Annotated in this window: 18 protein-coding genes; 10 read left to right on the forward strand and 8 right to left on the reverse strand. The window is 37.3% G+C overall.

Annotated features, from left to right (window positions below; all coding sequences use genetic code 11):
• The first annotated feature begins 152 nt into the window (after positions 1–152).
• From WC644_12105 to lptB, 8 genes are all read left to right on the forward strand, one after another.
• Positions 153–3131, forward strand: coding sequence for a TonB-dependent receptor (locus tag WC644_12105; protein MFA5012678.1), 2979 nt, complete (start codon positions 153–155; stop codon positions 3129–3131).
• Between the two features lie 42 nt (positions 3132–3173).
• Positions 3174–6593: a hypothetical protein gene (locus tag WC644_12110; protein MFA5012679.1), complete on the forward strand. Its 3420-nt coding sequence runs from the start codon at positions 3174–3176 to the stop codon at positions 6591–6593.
• Between the two features lie 57 nt (positions 6594–6650).
• Entirely contained in the window at positions 6651–7697 is a 1047-nt protein-coding gene (locus tag WC644_12115; protein MFA5012680.1) for a PorV/PorQ family protein, read from the forward strand.
• A gap of 99 nt (positions 7698–7796) precedes the next feature.
• Entirely contained in the window at positions 7797–9182 is a 1386-nt protein-coding gene (locus WC644_12120) for a GWxTD domain-containing protein (GenBank protein MFA5012681.1), read from the forward strand.
• A 1-nt stretch (position 9183) separates the two neighbouring features.
• On the forward strand, positions 9184–10110 hold the full coding sequence (locus WC644_12125; protein ID MFA5012682.1) for a CdaR family protein: 927 nt from the start codon (positions 9184–9186) through the stop codon (positions 10108–10110).
• Positions 10107–10841 carry a CPBP family intramembrane glutamic endopeptidase gene (locus WC644_12130; GenBank protein ID MFA5012683.1) on the forward strand — a complete coding sequence of 245 codons (735 nt, stop codon included), beginning with the start codon at positions 10107–10109 and terminating at the stop codon, positions 10839–10841. Before WC644_12125 ends, WC644_12130 begins: the two co-directional genes overlap by 4 nt.
• Positions 10842–10846: 5 nt before the next feature.
• Positions 10847–11566 carry a pyridoxine 5'-phosphate synthase gene (locus WC644_12135; protein MFA5012684.1) on the forward strand — a complete coding sequence of 240 codons (720 nt, stop codon included), beginning with the start codon at positions 10847–10849 and terminating at the stop codon, positions 11564–11566.
• A complete protein-coding gene (gene lptB / locus WC644_12140) occupies positions 11566–12318 on the forward strand; it encodes an LPS export ABC transporter ATP-binding protein (protein ID MFA5012685.1) in 753 nt (250 codons plus the stop codon). The genes WC644_12135 and lptB overlap by 1 nt, the downstream gene beginning before the upstream one ends.
• A 393-nt stretch (positions 12319–12711) precedes the next feature.
• Here lptB and WC644_12145 read toward each other — a convergent pair whose 3' ends face one another.
• The 8 genes from WC644_12145 to efp all read right to left on the reverse strand — a co-directional run bounded on the left by WC644_12145 (position 12712) and on the right by efp (position 20637).
• Entirely contained in the window at positions 12712–13008 is a 297-nt protein-coding gene (locus WC644_12145; protein MFA5012686.1) for an FmdB family zinc ribbon protein, read from the reverse strand.
• 9 nt (positions 13009–13017) lie between these two features.
• A complete protein-coding gene (locus WC644_12150; protein MFA5012687.1) occupies positions 13018–16416 on the reverse strand; it encodes a tubulin-like doman-containing protein in 3399 nt (1132 codons plus the stop codon).
• Between the two features lie 77 nt (positions 16417–16493).
• Complete coding sequence (locus WC644_12155) at positions 16494–16853, reverse strand: hypothetical protein (protein MFA5012688.1); 360 nt, start codon at positions 16851–16853, stop codon at positions 16494–16496.
• 7 nt (positions 16854–16860) lie between these two features.
• The gene (locus tag WC644_12160; protein MFA5012689.1) at positions 16861–17658 is read right to left on the reverse strand and encodes an SDR family oxidoreductase; all 798 of its coding nucleotides are present in this window, start codon (positions 17656–17658) and stop codon (positions 16861–16863) included.
• Between the two features lie 9 nt (positions 17659–17667).
• Positions 17668–18198, reverse strand: a complete 531-nt coding sequence (locus WC644_12165) for a hypothetical protein (GenBank protein MFA5012690.1) — start codon at positions 18196–18198, stop codon at positions 17668–17670.
• Positions 18188–19531 (reverse strand): acetyl-CoA carboxylase biotin carboxylase subunit, encoded by a 1344-nt coding sequence (gene accC, locus WC644_12170; GenBank protein MFA5012691.1) that lies wholly within the window; start codon positions 19529–19531, stop codon positions 18188–18190. Before accC ends, WC644_12165 begins: the two co-directional genes overlap by 11 nt.
• A 25-nt stretch (positions 19532–19556) precedes the next feature.
• The gene (gene accB / locus WC644_12175; protein ID MFA5012692.1) at positions 19557–20039 is read right to left on the reverse strand and encodes an acetyl-CoA carboxylase biotin carboxyl carrier protein; all 483 of its coding nucleotides are present in this window, start codon (positions 20037–20039) and stop codon (positions 19557–19559) included.
• 34 nt (positions 20040–20073) lie between these two features.
• Positions 20074–20637, reverse strand: coding sequence for an elongation factor P (gene efp / locus WC644_12180; GenBank protein MFA5012693.1), 564 nt, complete (start codon positions 20635–20637; stop codon positions 20074–20076).
• 171 nt (positions 20638–20808) lie between these two features.
• Here efp and gap point away from each other — a divergent pair, with 171 nt between their 5' ends.
• The gene (gene gap, locus WC644_12185) at positions 20809–21801 is read left to right on the forward strand and encodes a type I glyceraldehyde-3-phosphate dehydrogenase (protein MFA5012694.1); all 993 of its coding nucleotides are present in this window, start codon (positions 20809–20811) and stop codon (positions 21799–21801) included.
• A 206-nt stretch (positions 21802–22007) separates the two neighbouring features.
• The gene (locus tag WC644_12190) at positions 22008–23456 is read left to right on the forward strand and encodes a hypothetical protein (protein MFA5012695.1); all 1449 of its coding nucleotides are present in this window, start codon (positions 22008–22010) and stop codon (positions 23454–23456) included.
• The last annotated feature ends 103 nt before the right edge of the window (positions 23457–23559 follow it).

Genomic DNA, 23559 nt, shown 5'->3' on the forward strand with positions numbered 1-23559 from the left:
GGAATCTAGAATCTAAAATCTAGAAACTAGTGTGAAAAAAAGATGATGTTAAAATCAAGTATTAGTAAATAAATTTACAGCAGGACTTTTTGAGTAAGAAGATTACTCAGGAGCCCTGCATTTTTTAAAATAAATCTTATTCGGAGGGAAAAATGAGGGATAATACAACTTTTAGGATTATTTCCCTTTTTCTATTTGCATTTTTGTTTATCCTGCCCATAAGCGTCTTTTCTCAGTCGACAGGTTCCATTGGGGGCCGGGTTACTGATAGTAAAGACAATTCACCGTTAGTCGGTGCGGTCATCAAAATTGAAGGCTCGAATATGGGTGCGGTGGCAGATGATAACGGTGAATACGTTATCTTAAACGTTGATGTCGGAGCATACACTCTCGTATGTTCTTACATCGGTTACGAAACAGAAAAAGTAACAAACGTAAGGGTTTCCGTTGACGGCAGAACAATAACCGATTTCAGACTTTCCGTTACAGGGGAAATTAAAACGGAAGTGGTAGAAATTGAAGCCCCAAGAAAGGGCATTGATGTCGAACAAAGCGGAAGAATTATTGAAACTGATAATATTAAAAATCAGGGAACGCGCGGAATCACTAATATCGTCTCAAAGACAGCCGGTGTTGTTCAGGACGAAAGAGGCGGCTCTATCAACATCCGCGGCGGCCGTACTAATGAGAGTGTAATTATTCTCGACGGTGTTGAAACAACAAACCTTTTTGACGGTTCTTCAAGGGCGTTTATTCCAAACAACCTTTTGCAGGAAATCACAGTCTTAACGGGCGGTTTTGGCGCTGAGTACGGTAACGTACTTTCGGGCGTTATAAACGTTTCTTCAAAGAGCGGTACTGACAAGTTTACGGGTTCTGTTGAGGCAATTACAGATGAGTTTACGGGTGCCTGGATAGATACAAAATCTCAGGGATACAATCTTTATAACGTTAACCTTGGCGGTCCGCTTATTCCAACAAAAGAGCTTTCCAGGGTTCTTAATGTTTTCCTGAGTTATGAAAGAACTTTCCAGAGAATGACTATCGGTTCATGGATTATTAACCGCGTGCCGACAATCGTTCCGAACGGCGAGCTTCCTGACAATGAATACGGGTCAAACTCTTTTAACGGAAGGTTAAACATTAATCTTTCTGAATTAAAGGGCGGAAAGATTCCTATTAATTTAAGATTAGGTGCTACTTACAACACAACAAAGGGCAGAGTGACTTATGGTTCGGGTGTTTATAAGAGACTCGATGACACGAAGTATGTAACAACCTGGGGTGAGACGGTGTACAGTCCAACATACGGTCAGATTATAGGAAATCATTTCAGGAATCCTGTAACTGAGGGTATTGACCAGCAATACTTCGGCAGAATTTCGGTAAATCCTTCAAGCAAATTCTTCTTTGAATTGCAGGCAAATTACTTCTCAACCGTTTCTGAGCAAATGGACCCGATTCATAGGGACAGATTGAATCAATATGGCGATACGACCTACAATCCGCTTCTTAATTATTACTATCCCGGATTTGGTAACGGCAGAGTGTATGGTTCTGACCCGAATACTTCTTTCCTTTACAACAGAATTGGTACTGTCATAGACATTTACCAGAAGCTTGATATTAGTTATTTAGGTTTCAAGGGAGATGCTACATGGGCATTACTTACTAAAAAATATGGTGACCACGAAATCAAATTTGGTGGTGAGTATAAATACAACACTTTAAAACGTTTGACTATTAATCCTGCTTCGATTGCGGACCAAACTGTTCAGAACGTTCTTGACAGGTATTACGGGACTAATTTAGCGAGATTAAAGACATACGGGTTTAATATTGTTGACCCGGTTTCCGGTATTTTAGTGGCTGACGAGAACAATTCAGATGCCGGCACTTCACCGAAACATCCGATAACCGGAGGTTTCTACGTTAGGGATAAGGTTAGTTTTGCTGACTTTAATTTTAACGGCGGTGTCAGGGTTGATTTCTTTGACGTAAATGATTTAGTATTCAAGAGTCTTGCGACGGATATTGTGGGTCCTGACGGTCTCGTTGCGACAAATGACGACTTTACACAGAGCAAGATGGATTTCTTTGTAAGCCCAAGGCTCGGTTTTTCATTCCCGATTACTGATAAGACTATTTTCGTTGCTCAGTACGGTAAGATGGTTCAGATGCCGCAGCTTCAGTTATTATACGTGAATCAGGCAACTTTACAGAGATTCCTTTCAACGGCTTTGCAGGATGTAATCGAAAATTCATCGCTGAAACCAACAAGGTTAACTCAGTATGAAATCGGTTTCAAACAGCAGGTTGGTGATTATATAAATCTTGGTGTTACGGCTTTCTACAAGGAAGCAACAGATCTTATAGGTGCCGGCAGGATTCAGGCAACTACAGACGGAAAAGTACCCGTCGGTTTTGTTACTTATTTGAATAATGACTTCTCTATCTCAAGAGGTTTTGACATGTATTTATCCATGAGAAGATGGAACAGAATTTCTGTTGACCTTGCATATACGCTTTCTTATGCTTCGGGTACGGGTTCTGACCCATTTTCAAAGACATCGCTGGCAAACGACGCAACTCAGGAATTACCGCAGTTCGTTTATCCGCTCGATTACGACCAGAGACATACAGGAAGTCTTAATTTTGACTATAGATTTGGCGGAGATGAAGATGTGCCAAAAGGATTTATGGGACAAGTGTTAAAGAATGCCGGTTTGAACCTGTTATTCAGCTTCAACAGCGGCAGACCTTATACAGCAAGAACAGTATCAAACACTGCTACCGGTACCTCGGGCGATTACGTTCTTTCTTCAAAGAATGAACTTTACCGCGACTGGAACTTCAGGTTAGATATGAGAGTTGATAAAACAGTCTCAATCTGGAAAACAAACTGGAATTTCTACGTTTATGTAATTAATTTACTTGACTCAGAAATTATCAACACAATTTTTGAAGGTACCGGATTACCGGATGATAACGGATTCCTTAATACACCGACAGGTGCTTCAAGGTATGAAACTGACCCGGTATTCAGACAGTTATGGCCGGAAAGAATCAAGTTCTTCTCCAACTGGGGTCCGCCAAGACAGGTAAGATTTGGTGTAAACATTAGTTTCTAAAAATCAACTTGAAAATTTTATTAAACAAAATTTGAGTTTATTATGAAATTGAATAAATTAAAAATAATAATACTCCTGTTAATTCTGGTAACTGCTTCTGCGGGTATGGCAAAGCCGAGGATTGTTATCGGCGGTAATCCATACAGCATGAGTCCTGATGTCGTTGTTTTGCAGAGAATTATTCTTAATGCGAACAATGTTTCAGCATACTTTCAGAATACAGGAATAATGGACCAGAATACTACTTCCGGTAATACTGCGGGTCTTGAGTGGCCTAAGGGTTCAGGAAGATATGCCAGTTTTACTGCAGGTCTTTCCATCGGTTGCGGTATTAACGGCCAGTATGCTCAGGTTATGGCATCTTACAAGGGTGAGTATGCTCCTGGTCATTTTAAAGCAGATGGTACCTGGGAAACCAATAATGATTTTAAAATGTACGTGGTTAGACTTGGGGATAATGCTTCAAGCAATCCCGATTATGCTAACTGGTACAAGATGGTTCCCTATGGTGCCCCTTATACTGATGTAAATAAAAATCATCAGTATGATGATGGAGTCGATATACCCGGTATGACGAATGCGGGACAGACTATTTTCGAATGTATGGGTGATGGTGATGTTTCAAACAGAAGTCCCGGTGAAGGTTTCGGTGGTGGTGTTACTACTCCGATTCTCGGTGCTGAAATTCATTTCACAGCCTGGGCTTACACAACTCCCGGTCTTGAAGACTTGCAGTTTGTAAACTGGCTTGTTATTAACAGAGGTACGAATAGATGGGACTCAACTTTTACAGGTGTAGTTGTTGACCCTGACCTTGGCGATGCTGAGGATGATTATATTGGATGTGATGTTACAAGAAATCTTGCATTCTGCTACAATGCGGATAATAACGACGGTACAGGCGCTCCGCCGACTTATGGTGCTGCTCCTCCGGCGTTTGGTATGGACTATTTTAAGAGTCCTATCTATAAAGATCCTGCATCTCCTAATTATGGAGATACTTTGGGCTTAACATCTTTTGTATTCTTTACCAATACAGGAAGTTCACCTCCTCCTTGCGAGTCAGATCCTAATGGTGAGCCGGTACCGGCTTATCATATGCTTCAGGGTTTGAAGAAGGACAGGTCTCCTTTCCTTGATCCGACTGTTACACCACCTGCAGTAACATTATTCTGTTATCCGGGTGACCCTGAGTCAGGAGCCGGCTGGACAGAGTATAAAGGTTCAGTGCAGAACTGTAATGGTATAACCGGTACGACTGTTACGGTTAACCCTCCGGGAGACAGAAGATTCATCTTTAATTCGGGTGCACATGATTTTGTTGTTAATCCGGGCGATACTCAGAATATTATTGTTGCTAAGATGGTTCAGAGAGGTGCGGATAACAAGAATTCTGTTACATTGTTGAAGAGGATGAGTAATACGGCTCAGATTATTTATGATAACAATTTTAATGTTACGCCGCCACCGCCGCCACCGTCAGTGAATGCTTCGTTTACTCCGCTGGTTAATGGATTGTGTAATATTACGCTTTCGTGGGGCGATGCTTCTGAGTCTTATAATTACTGGGATTCGATATTCTACATGCCCGGTGATTCTAATATATATAAGTTTGAAGGTTACGAAATCTACGAAATTAATAAATTCTCTAATCAGCTTCCTGATTTTACAAAGCCATATTCTATTGACCCGAATGTTATCAAGTTAGTTGATGCGTTTGATGTTAAGAATAATGTTGGGTTGGTTGTTGATACTTTCTCGACGGGTACTATTGTTAATAACAGTGAAGTTATGGCTCCATTCCCGATTGTTCCTCCGTTTAATATGACTGTTCCGAGCGGTTTTCCGAACAAGGGGATTTCAAGGAGTATTACGCTTACAGGTACTAAATTCTCTCAGAATTACAATGGGCAAACTTCTTTTATTTTCGGACAGGAGTATCAGTTTGCTGTTGTGGCTTATGCGGTTAGTACTTCTGACAAGCTTAAACGAGGGTTTAAGGTAATCAGGAATTCTGTGGGGACGCAGATTGTTAAGATTGTTCCTACGGCTCCGCCTGCTGGTACTGTGTTTGTTTATAATAACGGCGATACGCTGAATACAAACATGCGCGACCTTGCGGTCATTCCTGTTATCAGGAATTCAAATCTGCTTCAGGATGCTACGTACAGGATTCAGTTTAATGCTGATACTACTTACAATATAATGAAGAGATTGCCTTCAGCTACAAGGTTCGATACTTTAAGGAGCAATCTTAAACCAAAGGATACTAAGATGGAGTCTGATGAAGCTGCAAGGACTATTGATGGTATTTATATTAATATGGAGAGGATTAGATTTGCGGGTACTGCGCCTAATTATACGGGTAATGCAGGTTTGGTGAAAGATCCATCGGCAACTTTACTTCCTGACAGTATTCAGAGCAAGCAGTATGGATATGAGTGGTCGAATCCTTCGAACAAGTTCCTTACCGGGAGCAAGTATATAAAGGATTTATCGAGGCCATGGCAGTCGGTTTCTATGTCGATTTCTTATCCTATGTCAGGGACTTATAATAATCTGAGGTCTTTGTTGACGGCTGACAAGCTGAGAAAGGTTACTATTGAGTGGACAGGTCAGGGACAGGGTCAGTTTGCTTACTGGTATCAGGATACTTCGTCAATAAATGATAATTATTATATTTTCAGGGGTATTAAACCGGTTCCGTTTAAGGTTTATGTTGATACTTTGATTATTGAAGACCCAACTATACCTTCATTCAGGTATGAGAGACGTCAGGTGAATTGCGGTTTTGTAGAGTCTGCCGATGTTAATCCTTTTACAGAGGGATGGAATCCGACAACGGACACTCTCGGAGGCAAGCTGCTGCTTTATACGTTCGGTACGGGGTATGATACGAGCATTACAACGCCTTATAAGAACAGGAATCTGCTTATTCAACAGCCGCAATTTGATATTATGTTTATATGGTCTCCGCAGCTGGTTAGCACGGGCGGAAGCGGCCAACCGGGCGAATTTTTCTTCATGTATCCTTATACCGCTACAAGACCGTTTTATTCAGGCACAGCTCCATTATACTATGAGTTTGTTTCAAAGAAGCCTGCGTTCGGCGATATGACTTCAGCTAAGGCTGATATGGAAAAGATCAAAGCTGTTCCAAATCCATATTATGGATTTTCAACCTTAGACAGGAGTAGTTCTGATAAGTTTGTGACGTTTACGCATCTTCCGCTGAATTGTTTTATCAAGATTTACACTCTGAACGGTGATTTGATAAAAACGATTACAAAGTCAGGTTCAGGCGACCCGACATTCAACTCTACAGCGGAATGGAATCTTCAGAATGAGGATAATGTCCCTATTGCTTCCGGTATTTACGTGGCATTGATTGATGCTCCGGGTGTCGGAACGAAGATCCTAAAGCTGGCTATATTTACGTCACAAGAAAGAATTAATTTCTAAATTAAAATTGAAATCCATGAAAAAGGGTTTAATTAAAAATTTAAGGAGATTTTCAAAATGAAATTGAGTCAAACAAAAATTATACTAATCTTATTGGTAGTGTTGTTTGCAGCAAGCATTTCTTATGCGGGTCCGAGAAAAAAATACGGAACCTCTGCTGCCCCCGAACTACTTATACCGGTTGGCTCAGTCGGAACATCGCTCCTCGGCTCGAATATGTCATACATCTCTGGCGTAGACGCAATGTATTGGAATCCTGCAGGTCTGGCTAATATTAAGTCCAGAAATGCAGAAGCAATGTTCTCACATGTTACTTACTTCGCCGATATGAATATTGAATACGTTAGTGTTGCATCTAAGATTGGTAATCTTGGTGTCCTCGGCGCTGGCGTTAAAGCATTCAACATCGGTGAGTTTGAACAGACAACCGAATATCAGCCGGAAGGTACCGGTGCTATTTTTAAACCTACTTATATTACTGCTAACCTGAGCTTCGCTCGACAGATGACCGATAGAATCCGTTTCGGAACTAACGTGAAAATCATCAGCGAATCCGTTGCAGACGTTTCTGCAACCGGATATGCGTTCGACTTCGGTATTCAGTATAAAGGCGGGGAAACCGGTTTTAACTTTGGAATTGCTATTAAAAACTTAGGACCTACCATGAGATTCAATGGTCCGGGTCTTGATAGAACTATCCAGGGGCTAAACGGGCAGATTTCAACTCAGAGAGTTGTGCTGCAGGATTTCGACCTTCCTACTGCTCTTGACATCGGGATTTCTTGGGGTAAAATGTTCAAGAATGAAATGGGACTTACCCTCGCTGCAAGCTTTACTAACAACAGCTTCACCAGTGATGAGTTCAAATTCGGTCTTGAATATACCTATAAAGAGATCTTTTATGTAAGAGGTGCTTATAACCTGGAAATTGATAAAGAAAGTGGTCAAGACATCTCAATTTTTGGACCCTCTATCGGTGCTGGTATCCACTACCCGATCGGCGGTATCAATGTTGGATTTGACTATGCTTACAGATTTATCAATTCATCAGGCGAGAGTTTGAATTCTACTAATCAGTTCTTTACTGTTAGCTTAGGATTCTAATAATAGTATATAAAATTATAAAAGGTAATCATAGTTTCTATGGTTACCTTTTTGTTATTTTTTATTCTGGTAGTTATAACAATAAAATTTTTATTCATCATGAAAACACTAAAATTTTTTTTGTCGCTTGTTTTCTCTTTATTGTTCTTAGGCAATGTATTCTCAGCCGAGAATTTCTATTTTGATGCGGATTATTCCGTCTTCAGAAGCTCATCAACAAAATCAATTCTCGAGGTTTATTTCTCTTTTACTCAGAAGGGCCTTTTCTTCGTTAAAACCGGAAATAATTTCGTCGGTGAGGCTAATACACAGATTATCATATTCGATAATGCTACATCAAAAGAAATTTTTAATGAAACCTATGGACTCCAATCAAAAGTTGTTGATTCTGCTCAATTTAAACTAAAAAACAAACTAATAGGTCAGCAAAATCTTACTATTCCCAATGGTAATTATACGTTAACATTTATCGGTTATGATCAGAACAATCAGAATAGAAAAGACACAATCATACTCGAACTAAACCTTAATCAGTTTGAAGATACAAAATCCTCTTTAAGCTCTTTACAACTGGCTTCAAGGATTGATAAATCAAGCGATAGCTCAAGTATTTTCTTTAAAAATGGATTGGAGTTGACTCCAAATCCGAATCTTCTCTTCGGAAGTAACCTTAATAAGCTTTACTATTATATTGAGGTTTACTATCCATTAGTTGATTTCAATTCCGACAGTGCACAATTCTCTGTACTAATTACAGACCCCTCTGGAAAATTGCTGAATGAAAAACGAAAGAGCGTCAATACTAAGAATACTATTTATGCAGAAACAGGTTACTTTAACGTTGATTCGCTTATGACCGGTTCTTATTTCATAACAGCAGCATTGATAGACAACGTTACCGATAAAAAAGTATCACGGGAAAAAAAGTTTTTCATATATAATAATGCTCCTAAAAAACAGGATTATACAAGTCCCGATGAAGAAGCATTCATGCAATCTGAGTTTATTCTTCTAACGGAAAGTCAGGTGGAAGATGAATTTAATAAACTGATTTACTTTAGAAATTCTTCTGATAACAAGGAATGGGATAATCTGAAAACTCTTGAAGATAAAAGAAAGTTTCTTTTCAAATTCTGGAAAAAAAGAGACACAAACCTAAACACCCCAAGGGTAGAGTCGCGTGATGAATTCTTTAATAGAATAAAAGAAGCTAATAAGCAGTTTAAGGAAAATTTTAAGGACGGATGGAAATCTGACAGAGGACGTATATACGTTATGTACGGGGCTCCAAGTGAAGTTGATAGGCATTTTATGGAAGCTGATGTTAAGAACTATGAAATATGGACTTATGATTTCTTTGAAGGGGGAACAATATGCGTCTTTGCTGAAGTTCAGACTTCAGGGGAAGGTACCTACTTGCTTGTTCATTCTACTATGCGGAATGAATTCAAAGACCCTGATTGGTACGCAAAGCTGAAAAAATAACATGAGAAAGAATATCTTTATCATCATAAATACGTTTATTTTTTCGGTTCTGCTGTGGATATATGTGAACCTTAATCTAACATATTCGTTTGAGGTCAACGTTCCATTATCAGTAAGGTCGTCTAAATCTCAGGGTGTTTCAAATGATATACCTGCTTCAGTCAATGTAATCCTTAAGGGTAAAGGTTGGAGTCTTTTTAAAATTCTTACAACTGAAAATCTTGAATACTATCTTGATCTTACTCAATTTAAGAAAGATACTAAAGTTGACCTGATGCAGAATACAAGCGAGGCATTAAACCTGCCTCCGGATGTTTATGTCCAGAATGTATATCCCGGTTCAATAGAAGTTATGTTTGATAATATAATTACAAAAATGGTCAGAGTCAAAAATAATACATCCGTTCAAACAAGAGATGAGTTTACTGTTATCGGTAGTGTTGCACTTAGTCCGGATTCCGTTAAACTTACAGGAGCAAGTTCTTCTCTTTCGAAAATTAAATTCGTTCAGACGGAGTTCGTGGTTTTTAAGGATGTAAATACAAACATTAGTCGTGACGTTAAACTCATAGATACTCTCGGAAATCAGATAAAGATTGAACCTACTGAAGTAAATGTTAGTTACAAAGTTGAATTGTCCGCTGAAAAAACTTTCGAAGAAATAGATGTTAATGTTTATGGTTTGCCAGTTGATAAAGATGTTTTAATTATTCCCCCGAAAATATCAATAACACTCAGGGGCGGCGTGGAAGAGTTGTCAAAGCTAACTGCAAAAGATTTAAACATAGGTATAAATTATCATCAGATAGAAGCTGACGAGCAGGGTGAAGTTGAACCTACTATTGAGCTGTCTGATATCTTTACACTTATAAAAGTTCAGCCGCAACGATTCAAATACATAATAAAAAATAAATCGTCAGAAAATTGATTGACTATTTAAAAAATGAGTTTCGTAATCTTATAGCAGAGACCAAAACACTCGAATTCCGAATTGTATATATTTTCATGTCAGTTGCTTTCATAGTGTTTTTTTCTTTAACTGCTGCAAGTCCGGCTTTTTATTATGACTATTTTGGGAGAAACAGGCTCGATTCAAGAATCTATTGGTTTCTTGTTGATGGTTCATTTATGTTCCTTATCCCTGTTCTGTCAATCAAATTCATTTTTAAAAAGAAGTTGTCTGATTTTGGTTTTACTCTCGGTGATAAAAAATTCGGACTCATAACTTCTGCTTTGTTCTTTGTTTTTATGTTTATCACTGTCTGGATTGTATCAGCATCCCAGGAGTTTACATTAGCATACCCGCAGGGCGGTGCAGCACTCAAGACTGATATCCGGCTTCTTTTCTTCTATGAGTTCTGCATACTTATATATATGCTTGGCTGGGAATTTCTCTGGCGGGGGTATATGTTGTTTGGTCTTAAAGAAAAAATGGGATACTATGCTATATTTATTCAAATGATTCCGTTCTTTATTTTGCATAAAGGGAAACCTGAAATAGAGCTTTTTGCTTCAATCTTTGCAGGAATTATTCTCGGCATTCAAGCGCTTAGAAGCAGGTCGTTTGTTTACAGCTGGATTTTGCATTGGCTTGTAATGGTATCAATAGATACCATTTCCGTTCTAAGATTTCAATATAATTTTTATAAAATATTTTAACTAACATTATGAAATTAGCAGTTAATATTGATCACATCGCAACTATCAGAGAAGCACGCGGCGAGATAGAACCCGACCCGGTGACTGCTGCCGCTGTATGCGAGCTTGCGGGTGCTGAGGGTATTGTCTGCCATCTTCGTGAAGACAGAAGGCATATTAATGACAGGGACGTAAGGCTTTTACGTGAAACGGTCAAGACTAAGTTTGACCTGGAAATGGCTGCGACGGATGAAATGGCAAGGATTGCTTCTGAAATTTTACCCGACCTTGTTACGATTGTTCCTGAGAACCGTAAAGAGCTTACGACTGAGGGGGGTCTTAATATTTTGTCTATTAAGCCGAAACTTAAAGACATTATTTCTCAGATGAAGGAAAAGGAAATATTAGTGAGTTTGTTCATTGATCCGATTCCTGAGGCAGTTGACCTTTCTTTGGAGGTTGGTGCTGATATTATTGAGATTCATACGGGTAAATATGCTAATTCGACGGATGAAAAATCGCAGATTAAAGAACTTGGTAAGATTGCTTCTGTTTCACGCATGGCTTCTGAAATGGGTTTGATTGTTACTGCGGGGCACGGTCTGAATTATTACAATATCTTCCCGTTTCTTAATATACCGGAAATCAGAGAAGTCAGCATCGGTCATGCAATCATCTCTCGTGCTGTCTTTACCGGTTTGCATAAGGCAGTAAAAGATATGATTAAAATTATTAGTAAGTTCTGATGCCAAGCAGCCTTAAAGCCTCTGACCTTGTAAAAGAATACAAACAAAGGACTGTCGTTAATAACGTTTCTATCGAGGTTAAACAAGGTGAAATTGTAGGACTTCTTGGTCCTAATGGTGCAGGGAAGACTACTACTTTCTACATGATTTGCGGTATGGTACGTCCAAATTCAGGTGTAATTGAACTTGATGGTGTTGATATTTCTAAATTCCCTATGTACAAGCGTGCTCAGTCCGGCATAGGTTACCTTCCACAGGAGCCTTCAATATTCAGAAAAATGACTGTAAGAGAAAATATTTATTCCATTCTTCAGTTTATGAATTTGGATAAAGATGAAATGGAAGACAGATGCGAGAAATTGCTTAAAGATTTTAATATCAAAAAAATTGAAGATTCAAAGGGTTTAACTCTTTCAGGCGGCGAGAGAAGGAGAACAGAAATAGCACGGGCTCTTGCATCCAGACCCAAATTTATACTGCTTGATGAGCCGTTTGCCGGAATAGACCCTATTGCATCAGAAGACATTATGAAAATTGTAGCGCATCTAAAAGATAGGGGAATCGGGGTTCTTATTACGGACCACAATGTCCATGAAACACTTTCAATCGTTGACAGAGCTTATATACTTATAGAAGGCAAAATTTTCCGCTCGGGTTCTGCTTTAGAACTGGCATCCGATGAAAGAGTTAAAAAGCTTTATCTGGGTGAAAATTTCAGCTTAGACCGTTACATGCAGGAATTCAATAAGTAAAAGATAAAACACTTCATTTTGCAGGTTTATTCAGGCGTTATCATTTCCCTACGCTTTAGAAATATTCCAAAGATTGATTCATTTACATACCATATGTATTAAATATGAACAATTAGAACAAGAAGCTATAATTCACATTTCTAATTTATTGTATTCTATTAAACCTATACTTAGGGTTAGAATAGCCTCAATATGAGGTAAAAGTTGCGGTCAATTTGCGGTTGTATTGCGGTGATATTGCGGTTAATTTGGTTTTTTACTCATTATGCCTATATTCAACATACTTGTATTTTTAATAAAATGCTGGTTGTAAAAATCATCCCTTTTAAACTGTATCATAGCAAATTAATTGCTAAATAATGTTCAATATTTCTTGATTAAATGTTCCCTGTTCTAATCTTTCTTCTTTCCGTTTGTCTTCTTTTCTTTAGTCTCCGGTTTCTTCTCTGTCTTTGCTTTTGGTGTCGTTTCCTTCTTATCAGTTTTTTCTGTTAAAGAACTGCTCTTTTTTGCATAATCCGTCAGATAAAAGCCTGACCCTTTAAAAATAAGACCGGCCGGCATACTTATCATTTTTTTAAGTGTGCTAAGCCCGCACTCCGGACATAACGTTATAGGGTCTTCTTTTATCGATTGAAATAACTCAAATGTATTTTTGCAATTATCACATTTATAATCGTATGTTGGCATATTGAACTATTATAAGTTTAAAAATTTATTCTTTGCTTTTTCGAATTCTTCCTTTGTAATAAGTTTATCATCAAGGGCTTTTTTCAGTTCTACTAATTTAGCATAACTGATTCCTGATTTAAATTGTTCCCTCTCTTTGGAACCCGCATCATATGTGACCTCTTCATTTAAAAGATCTTTTACTTTCAGAATCCTCTTAATACCATCACCCGATAATTTTGAGAATGAATCAGGATTGCTCTTTAATTTCTGAACTTTTAATATGTATTTTTCCCTTTCCTCATTGGGGATGCTGTTCTCTATCTTTCTCGCCAGTTCTCTCACTACCTTATACTGGTATGTTTCATTCTTCTTTTTAGCTTCACCGGATATAGCAATCTCTTCGGGCTTATACACATTCTCATAGTAATACTCATAAATTAAAAGTAACTCCGCAAATTTGTTGCACTTAATCAATTCTTTTTCTACGCTTTCTGCTTTCTTCAGTATTTTATTCCTTAAAGATTCATGTTCTTCTTCATCATAAAGCCTGTTAATTAATCTTGATTCTATACCAAGTTGTTCAGTTCTTTTTACCGTTATTCCTTCCGGTAGTGTATAACTATACACAGCTTTTTTCATTCCTGTTGTTGTGTCGGTTTCTATTCCTATCTCAAACAGGTCAAATATTAAACCCATAATAAATGCTTTGTACGATTCATTATATCTTATTTTCTCTTCGAGTGATAGAGGTATTATGTCATTAAACACATAATAGTTCCTATCAATATGAAGGTCTATATTAATATTTCGTGACAAATTTTTATAATAGCTTCTCATTTCCTCAGATACTGTGTATGAATAAAACAGCGGAAATCCTGCCCATTCTGTGTAGAATGTAATTGATGAATTGTCCGCCGAATCCTTGAATTCGACCGAGTTTCCTGCGATTGAATGTATTAAACTTTTGAATTTATTAAACGATGCTGTGTTAGTTCTTGTTCCTACGTAGAACTTCTTTGCCGAGTCATCCAGTTTAAACCTGCCGGGTATCTCATTTATTCTCAGCCATGGAAAAGCTTGTGAAAGCATACCCCTTATTTTCGATTCACTCCTCAATACGTCTTTCTCAAAGAGTATCTCAGTAATATTGTAATCTTCTCTGATACCTTCCAATTGTTTCCTTGCAAATTTAAGCATACTGTTCTCAACTATTTTTGCGTCACTGTCTTTCAGTATATTCACAATGTCCGTTACATCAGATGCATTAAGTTCCTTCAACAATTCAAACGCAAGGACCTTTATCTTATCCGTTGCGTTCTGTCCGCTGCCAATGTAAGCAATGTAATAATCATTCTTCACGTCATCAGGGTCATATATGTGAAGATTAAAACTTGTATCTTGTCTCTGAATAAAGTACTCGTATTTCTTCCTGAAATTATCTTTAAGCAGTCCTAAATTACCGGTAAGCTTGTTTATATCGCTTATTAAACCGGTGAAAAGTATCTTGCCGTCATCCGTTTTTGTTCCTCTTTCAATTAATCCGAGTATTCTCTGACATATTTCCTTTGCATAGTATCTTGAATGAAGCTTGATTAATGCATTGTAATACTCATCAAGTACTTTCAGTAATTTCTCTAAAGTGCCTTCCATAGCGGCTCTTCGCATAACATTAAGTTTCGACCTTGATTCGTCTTCCCTTAAATCCTGAAGTCGGCTCTTCACTTCTGCCTCTAATCGTGTTATCAGAATCTGTAAATCTTTTATTTCCTTGTCAAATGTTGGTATGTAATCAAAATTTCCGTTAGTCAGTATAAACTGTAACCTTCTGAGTAAGCTTATTGAATAAAATACTCCTCTTGTTGAGTCATTTATTAGTGAATTAATCTTTCTCTCAAGCTTGCCTGTGATGTTCCTTTCTCTGTCACCTATTATATTCTTTATAATGTTATTTCTATTAGAATATATTTGTGAGTAAAATAAGCCCTTTCTGCTTACATCGTTGTCATCTTTAAAGTTTGTTTCAAACTTCATCTTTTCGTTTGTTATGTATGATGACCACTTATCACCGCGTTTACCGCTTATTAAATCATTCTTTAAATTGTTTAGGAAGGATTTTATCTGAGATTGTATGGACGATTTCTCTCCCATACTGTAAAGCGAATTAAGCATTTGATGCTTTGAGTTTGACTCTGCAAGACCAAGTTCCGGAAGCATCTCTTCTCTCAGGTATTCATCAATACTACTCTGAGAACCCTCCGCATAAGTTAAATAATAATTAATGATATCCTCGCACAACTTGTATGCACAGGATAAAATTATTCTGTCAACAGGAATAGAAATTGTCGCTTGACCTAAAGTTGAGTATTTTCTCGAGAATGTATTCTCCGTAACTGTGTTATCATCAGGAAAAAGTCTTTGCTTGTATTGAACAAGGTTTACTCTAACACCTCTTTTATAATTAGCAAAATCTGAATTAGAGAAATCCTGGAATATTGTATCTGATATCATTTTGTATATATCCCTGTTACTCATTTCCGAAAGGGATAAGTTCTTACAGTTTTCACCATCTATCAGGTATACATCATCGTAAACTCCGGGTTGGAATTTATGAGGTTCATTCTTCTTCCAGGAGATATTAAATGGATTTTTTAGATTGTAATATTCAAGCTCCATAAGAGCCGCATATCCGTTCGCAAAAACCCTCTCTTTACCGTATCCTTGGTATATTTTAGGTAATACTATATACGAAGAAGAAATTGCCTGATTCCTAAATAAATGTCTTATCATAAACCCAAGGTCAAGGAACATACCCGAACCGGTTCCCCCGCTAATTGAAGTTATTACATATACGTTTATCTTTTCTGTGTTTACATTCTTTATGTTATGTTTTTCTTTAACAACGTTAATCGACCTTGAATCTGTAATCGTAGATTTCGCGGACGTAAGTTTATATACTATTTCATCGTAATTATGGAAAAGTGCAAGGCGTGCCGCAGGTCTTATCTGGCCAGCGCCTGTATTCATTGTTCCGAGTTTTCCGATTTCTCCTGTCGTGCTAAGCCATTCCTTTATATGAGGAACGTCATTAATTCTGTGTATGTAATCTGACGGATTAACAGGATTGAATACTTTCTCTGATGGTTTGAAGTCTATTTCATTTATAAGATAATCTCTTTCACGCGCTATTCCGCTTTCTTCAGCAGGGGCGTTGTCCGTGTCAATGTACAAGTATGATGTAATAGGGAAGTCGTCAAGTGATCCGTATTTTTCGACAAACTGTCTCCTTATTCTTAAAAGCACTTCTTTTCCGGTTCCTCCAAGACCAATTAGGATTGTTGGCATGAATTCCTGTGTCTTGAGCTCTAATGAACCCTTCTCAATCGTTACAGGTTCTTTTTGTTCCGGTAATTTAAATGGATCAGCCATATCTTTTATTTGTAGTTTTAATAAAATTAATCATATCTCATTTTATAAAATAGTGAAAAGACATGAATAATTATTTACTATAATACATTGATAGTAATTTTTTCAATAACCTCTGCATTTTTTGCTTCATAAGAAACGTCCGCTATCTTCCCTTCGGGAAATTCAGTAATCATTATCTCAGCCGATATCTTTATATCGCATGAACAGAAAAAATCATTCTTGCTTAAATATTTTCTTTCTGTCTGTCCATCTTTATCAAACTTCCCGTACGGGTCAAAAACAAGATCTCTGCCTTCTATCGAATGTGATTTATGGCATTCCTTGCATTTGAGCTTGAGATATCCCTTTCTTATGAAACGTATCATTGTAGAATTAGTTTTGGTTGTTTTGTGAGGATAGTTTAACATCCTTCCCTCGCCGGGAAGGATGTTCTTCAATTTTATTTTAGAATCCGCTTATCGTTTCGCCGCCATCAATGTGTATAACACATCCAGTCATCCAGTGCGAGTCTCGTTTATAGTTGTCAAGAATAAAATTCGCAATATCTGTTGGTTCTGTAAGTTTTCCTTGCGGATTTCTCATTAGAGCCATTTTTATCAGGTCATCATTTTTTGGTATTTTTCTTAGTGCAGGAGTGTCCGTAACACCCGCAAGCAGGGCATTAACAGATATATGCCTGTGTCCGAGTTCTAGCGCTAACTGTCTTACATGTGATTCAAGACAAGCTTTAGCTGCTGATACTGCTCCATAGAACTCAATGACTCTGGAACCGCCCGATGATGTCATAGCATATATTTTACCCCCTGCTTTCATCAAGTCTCTTTTCAATACTTCCTGCGTCCAGTAAACAAGACTGTGAGCCATTACGTCAACAGTCATTTCCATCTGCTTCATATTTATTTGATCGTTGCCGTCTTCACTCACGAATTTTCTTAGAGTACCGAAAGCCAGTGAATGAACCAGAACCTTTATCGTTGGATTGTTTTTATTCTTGAATATCTCAACAACTGTATTAAGTACATCTTCACGTTTGTGCGGGTCAGCTGCATTGATGTTGAAGAAATGTGCTTCAACTCCGTATGATTTGATTTCTTCAATTTCTTTCTCTACGTCAGGCATTGTTGTTGCCCTGTCTAAATGAACACCGATTATGTTTACCCCATCCTTTGCAAGAGTAAGTGCTATTTCCTTTCCAAAACCGCTTGATGCTCCAAGAATTAGCGCAAAATATGTTTTCTCCATTATATATTATTATTTACTTTTTAAAGCTATTATGCTCATTATCAGACTGACTATGAACAGAAAAATCAATATTGTCATAAAGGCAGCGGATGACCACATACCTGCAATTATTCCCCAAATTATAAAAATCCAGATTACTGTTACTATAAAAAATAAATTCCAGCTTAGCAGCAATGATTGTCTTGTGGACTTTGTCCTGTGAAACGTCCTAAATAATGTCTTCACAAACAGAAAAAAGAAGAATCCTGCACCCGCCACTGAAAGAAGTATGTAAACAAATAAATTTACATTCGTAAATCTTGGTGTTTCCTTTTCGGATGCATTAATCACTGAGTCCGTCTTAATTACTGCTGTACTCGTAGTATCAATCTGGTTTATTATCTTTGAAGTATCAATCTGTACAGCATTAATCTTTGATGTGTCTGTTTGCTTCTTTCCTGTTGAGTCCGTCTTCTTTGTCTGTCCGGCTAACGTAACAGTAAAAAGCAGCAATATTGTCAGCACTGCTGTTCCTGCTATTTTAATTCTACTATACTTCAATTTCTTCTCTTTTTTCAATGTAGTTCGTATCGAAATCGTTTTCGATAAACTTTTTCTCTCTGAAAATTTGTTTAAAAATTGGTAATGTTGTTTTTACTCCTTCAATTATAAATTCATCGAGAGCTCTCAGCATCCTCGCTATTGCCTCTTCTCGTGTAGTTCCGAGAACAATCAGTTTAGCTATCATAGAATCATAATGCTGTGGTATGTTATAACCGGAGTAGCAGTGTGTATCGATTCTTACTCCATGTCCTCCTGGTGCATTGAACGCAGTAATAAGTCCAGAACTAGATTGGAAATTCTTCGAAGGGTCTTCAGCATTTATTCTTACTTCAAAAGAATGCCCGAATAATTTCTGCTTCTTCTTCGATATCCTTTCCCCCGCTGCTATTTTTATTTGTTCTTTCACCAGGTCAAGTCCTGAAACTGCCTCTGTAATAGGATGCTCTACCTGAATTCTTGTGTTCATTTCCATGAAATAAAAATCCTTATTCTTATCCACTAAAAATTCAACCGTTCCAAGGCTCTCATAATTTACCGTTTTCCCTGCAGCTATTGCAGCCTCGCACATTCTCTCTCTTAAATCCTCATCAATTATAGGAGACGGTGATTCTTCAATTAACTTCTGATGCCTTCTTTGAACCGTACAGTCTCTTTCTCCCACATGTACAATAGTCCCGTACTTATCGCCCATTATCTGAATTTCAACGTGTCTTGGATTTTCAACTAATTTCTCAATGTACATACTGTCATCCCCAAATGCAGCCATTGCCTCACTTTTTGCTATAAACATTGCCTGCTCTAAATGACTCGCTTCACGTACTATTCTCATGCCCTTACCTCCGCCTCCCGCTGCTGCTTTTAGCATGATAGGATATCCAATCCTTTCTGCAATACTTGCTGCCGTCTCATAATCACTAAATTTCCCGTCGCTGCCCTGAACAAGCGGTACACCTGCTTCCTTCATAAGTCCTTTGGCTATCGCTTTATCTCCCATCTTAATTATCATTTCAGGTTTTGGACCTATAAATGTAATGTTAGTATCTGCGCATATTTCCGCAAATTCAGCATTCTCCGCAAGAAATCCGTATCCGGGATGTATCGCGTCAGCATTCGTAATCTCCGCTGCTGCGATTATTTTAGGTATGCTTAAATAACTTTGGTCCGACTGCGGAGGCCCAATACATACGGCTTCATCTGCAAATCTTACGTGTAAAGAGTTCTTATCTGCTGTCGAATAAACAGCAACTGTCTTAATGCCTAATTCTTTGCAGGTTCTTATTATCCTTAACGCAACTTCGCCTCTATTAGCTATTAGAATTTTATTAAACATATATTCTCCCCCGATAAGTTTATTTTTATGCTTTCTCTATTAACATCAGCGGCTGGTCGTACTCAACTGCCGTGCCGTTTTCTACAAGAATTTTTATTAATTTACCGGAAACTTCTGATTCAATTTCATTCATTAGTTTCATAGCTTCAATTATGCAGATTACCGACCCTGTACTTACTAAGTCTCCTGCTTTTACGTATGGTTCTGCATCAGGCGAAGGTGATGCATAGAACGTTCCTACCATGGGAGACCTGACTTCGTAAACATTAGTTCCTAATATTTCCTCTTTCTTGGTTTCCGATTTTGTCTCATGAGTAGTTTCCATACCTGCTGCCGGAGTATGCATAAATCCACCACCTTGTTGAGGTAACATTGGTACTGTTCCTGCAAACATCTTAGGTCTCGGTTTTGATAATCTTATTTTTGTGCCCTCTTCTTCAATTTCTATTTCGGCAAGATTGCTTGTATCAAGCATCTTTATAATCTTTTGTAAATATTTTAGGTCCATTTTCATCTGTATTTTTAAATTAATAAAATTCTGTTTATTTTTTAACTCTTTCGAGATATTCCCTCGTTCTAATATCAATTTTTATGAACTCTCCTTCATCTATAAATAAAGGTACATTCACTTCTGCACCTGTTTCCAGTGTTACAGTCTTGGTCGCATTTGTTGAAGTATTGCCTTTAACTGCCGGAGGTGCCGAAGTAACCTGAAGTACAATATGTGGAGGTAAAACCAGTGATAATGCCTTTCCATTGTGGAAAACAATCTGAACTTCCTGTCCGGCTTTTAAAAATTCACCTTGCTCTCCAACTATGTCTTCCAATAAATGTATCTGATCGTACGTCTCGTTCTCCATGAAGTAGTACTCTGTATTATCTTTGTACAAATACTGATATACCTTCTGTTCAAGTCTCTCTACAGTAATTTCCTCACCCGAACGGAACCTGTTGTCAATCATCTTCCCGTTTCTCAAATTCCTCATTTTTACCTGATAAAATGCCCTTAAATTGCCGGGTGTTCTGTGCTCTACCTGTAAAACTTGGTGTAAATCGTTGTTAAATTTGATAATAATACCATTTTTTAAATCTGAGGTTGTTGCCATTCCTTTTCCTTAATTATTAAATCTAATTTTTGCAATTATAAATATACCGAATTCGATTAGCAAAATCAATTTAAGATATACGGATTATTTAATTTGAATTTTGTTTGCTTTTTAAGTATTTTAATGAAATTCAATTAGAATCTTATCAAAAATCTATAAAACGGAGTTAAAATGTCACTAAAAATTGGAATAAATGGTTTCGGGCGTATCGGACGCCTTGTTTTTAAAAGGATGATCCAAAAGGGTGGTTTTGAGGTTGTTGCTGTTAATGACCTGGCTGATACCAAAACTTTAACGCATCTTCTTAAATATGACTCGATTCATGGCAGGTTTCCGGGTGAATTAAAGGTAACTGAAAAAGGTTTTAATCTTAATGGTAAAGAAATCCTGATTACTTCTGAAAAAGATCCCACGAAACTCGAATGGGATAAGAAAGGTGTTGATCTCGTAATCGAATCCACCGGTGTCTTTACTACAAAAGAAAAGCTTTCTATGCACCTTACAGCAGGAGCTAAAAAAGTTATTCTTACTGCTCCGCCTAAAGATGATCTCGATGCTATAGTAGTTCTCGGTGTTAATGACGAAGTTTTAAAGCCCGAGTATAAGATAATTTCAAATGCTTCATGCACAACGAACTGTCTCGCTCCTATGGTTAAAGTTCTAGACGATAATTTCGGTATAGAGAAAGGTTTTATGAATACTATCCACTCTTATACTAATGATCAGGTTATGCTCGATCAGCCGCACAAAGACCTCAGAAGAGCAAGAGCGGGTGCTGTTAATATTATTCCAACTTCAACTGGTGCCGCAAAAGCAGTCGGTAAAGTTATGCCCCATCTTAACGGCAAACTTGACGGTTTATCTCTTAGAGTCCCTACACCAGACGGCTCCATTACAGACTTTACTGTTATTCTTAAGAAAGAAGTTAAGAAAGAAGAAATCAACGCAGCTATGAAGAAAGCTTCGGAAACTTCGCTTAAAGGTATTCTCGAATATTGTGAAGACCCGATTGTATCTTCTGATATAGTAGGTAACGACCATTCCTGTATCTTCGATGCACTCTCAACAATGGCATTCGGAAGTCTTGTAAAAGTCATTGGGTGGTATGATAATGAGTGGGGATACAGCTGCAGAGTTGTTGACTTAGCTAAAAGAATTATCTAATTTTATAATGTAAATATTTTCACACCTAGTTAAACTTCGGTTTGAGAAGGTATTTAAAAATAATTATAAACTTTTTCACTACTTGCAAGCCGGCTAATAACCGGCTTTTTATTTTGACAATTCATATTTGAGTGTTTGGTTTTTTATAAATTACCGGTTTATCCTTTTGGATTTACTAATTCAAGCTTTTTTACAAAATTACATCAATGTTCCATGCAAAACGAAATATTGAGCTTCTCATTCTACTTTGCACTTTATCAATAGTAATAATTTGGCAGTTGTTCTTCATTATTCAACTCCATGACGGCGATACCGATGCTTATGCACATTTTATAATAGCAAGAGATATTGTCAAAAATCCTTACAATCTGAGTTCTCACTGGGTATGGCTTCCGCTTTTTCATTATATTGGTGCATTTTTTGTCATAATCGGTACAGACCTCGAACCTATAAGATTTGTAAATCTAATATTGTGGAATGCTACTCCCTTAGTGTTATTTTTCTATCTAAGACAGAAACTTGCAGATTCTGTTATTCCTATAATTGCTTCTTTACTCACAGCACTATCGCCAATTGGTATATTGATGGGCACGACAGCACAGCCCGAACCATTATTCACTTTGTTAATTCTTTTATTTATAGTTGCTTTTGATTTTAAAAAATATTTTATATCAGCATTGCTTCTCTCGGCTTCATGCATGCTCCGTTATGAAGCGTGGGCAGTGCTAGCGGGACTGGGGATATATTTCTTAATTCTGTTTTTTAATAAAAAGAACTGCAAGATTTCATCTACAGGGAAATGCTTTTTCTATTATTCAAATGTATTTCTTCCTTTATTCATTATTATTATTTGGACATTCCTTCGCTTTCAATCTGATGGGGAGTGGTTTTCATTCCTACATGGTACACAAAAGTTTGCAAACGATGCACTCGGCGAAGCAAACTCATTCCAAGGTGGAATATTAAAATTTATAAATGATTTATTTTTCTATCCGTTTTGGATTCCGTTTCTTTATACAGGTATTTCAGCAATTCTTATTCCTTTCGGATTGAAAAAATTCTTTGAACAAAACAAAATTTCCTTTGTTGTGTCTCTAAGTATTCTGATTTTCATTTCAGTAAGTTGGGTAATGAAGGCAAACCTTGGACTTAACCGACACTTTACATCTCTTCTTCCCTTTTATTCACTGCTGATTGCATACGGATTTGCATCTGCATTAGAATATCTGAAAAAATACAAACTTTTTAGTTCAGGGAAACTTCTGCTTTCTGTGTTTGCCGTAATCATATTATTTTATACTTCAATGTGGCTCTATATCTGGAGAAATACTAACTCAAATAACTTTTTCGAAAAACAAGATACTATCGAATATCTTAAACATATAAATTCTTTTGATCCTGATGCCCTGATTCTTTGTAACGACCCGATGATTGAAATCCTTAGCGAAATTAATTTTAAATCATTCAATCATTTCTGGATGGGTGAAAACCTTGAAACCAAACTATACATAGAATCCCTAAAACAAGACTCTGAAAAAATAGTTATCGTTACCTCTGCTCAAAGGGAAAACTTCTTTTCATCATTTTCTGAAAAAATTTACGAATCCTCATCTCCCGATAAAAACGGCTTCAAAATACTTATATTCAAATATTAATATCGTGTAAATACATGTACTTATTTTGTTATCATTTTCGCACTCTTTATTTTTTCATAACTTGTCTCTAATTTGTCTATAATTAGTCTTGAATTAGTCTTAA

The sequence above is a fragment of the Ignavibacteria bacterium genome (genome assembly GCA_041649015.1).
Taxonomy (GTDB): Bacteria; Bacteroidota; Ignavibacteria; order Tepidaquicellales; family Tepidaquicellaceae; genus CAIKZJ01.

Excerpts from the sequence above, each read along its gene's own strand:
- gap (MFA5012694.1), top strand. The coding sequence starts at position 20,809 with ATGTCACTAAAAATTGGAATAAATGGTTTCGGGCGTATCGGACGCCTT.
- WC644_12160 (MFA5012689.1), bottom strand. The coding sequence starts at position 17,658 with ATGGAGAAAACATATTTTGCGCTAATTCTTGGAGCATCAAGCGGTTTT.
- WC644_12105 (MFA5012678.1), top strand. The coding sequence starts at position 153 with ATGAGGGATAATACAACTTTTAGGATTATTTCCCTTTTTCTATTTGCA.
- WC644_12145 (MFA5012686.1), bottom strand. The coding sequence starts at position 13,008 with ATGCCAACATACGATTATAAATGTGATAATTGCAAAAATACATTTGAG.
- accB (MFA5012692.1), bottom strand. The coding sequence starts at position 20,039 with ATGGACCTAAAATATTTACAAAAGATTATAAAGATGCTTGATACAAGC.
- WC644_12115 (MFA5012680.1), top strand. The coding sequence starts at position 6,651 with ATGAAATTGAGTCAAACAAAAATTATACTAATCTTATTGGTAGTGTTG.
- lptB (MFA5012685.1), top strand. The coding sequence starts at position 11,566 with ATGCCAAGCAGCCTTAAAGCCTCTGACCTTGTAAAAGAATACAAACAA.
- efp (MFA5012693.1), bottom strand. The coding sequence starts at position 20,637 with ATGGCAACAACCTCAGATTTAAAAAATGGTATTATTATCAAATTTAAC.
- WC644_12190 (MFA5012695.1), top strand. The coding sequence starts at position 22,008 with ATGTTCCATGCAAAACGAAATATTGAGCTTCTCATTCTACTTTGCACT.
- WC644_12150 (MFA5012687.1), bottom strand. The coding sequence starts at position 16,416 with ATGGCTGATCCATTTAAATTACCGGAACAAAAAGAACCTGTAACGATT.
- WC644_12110 (MFA5012679.1), top strand. The coding sequence starts at position 3,174 with ATGAAATTGAATAAATTAAAAATAATAATACTCCTGTTAATTCTGGTA.
- WC644_12120 (MFA5012681.1), top strand. The coding sequence starts at position 7,797 with ATGAAAACACTAAAATTTTTTTTGTCGCTTGTTTTCTCTTTATTGTTC.
- accC (MFA5012691.1), bottom strand. The coding sequence starts at position 19,531 with ATGTTTAATAAAATTCTAATAGCTAATAGAGGCGAAGTTGCGTTAAGG.
- WC644_12125 (MFA5012682.1), top strand. The coding sequence starts at position 9,184 with ATGAGAAAGAATATCTTTATCATCATAAATACGTTTATTTTTTCGGTT.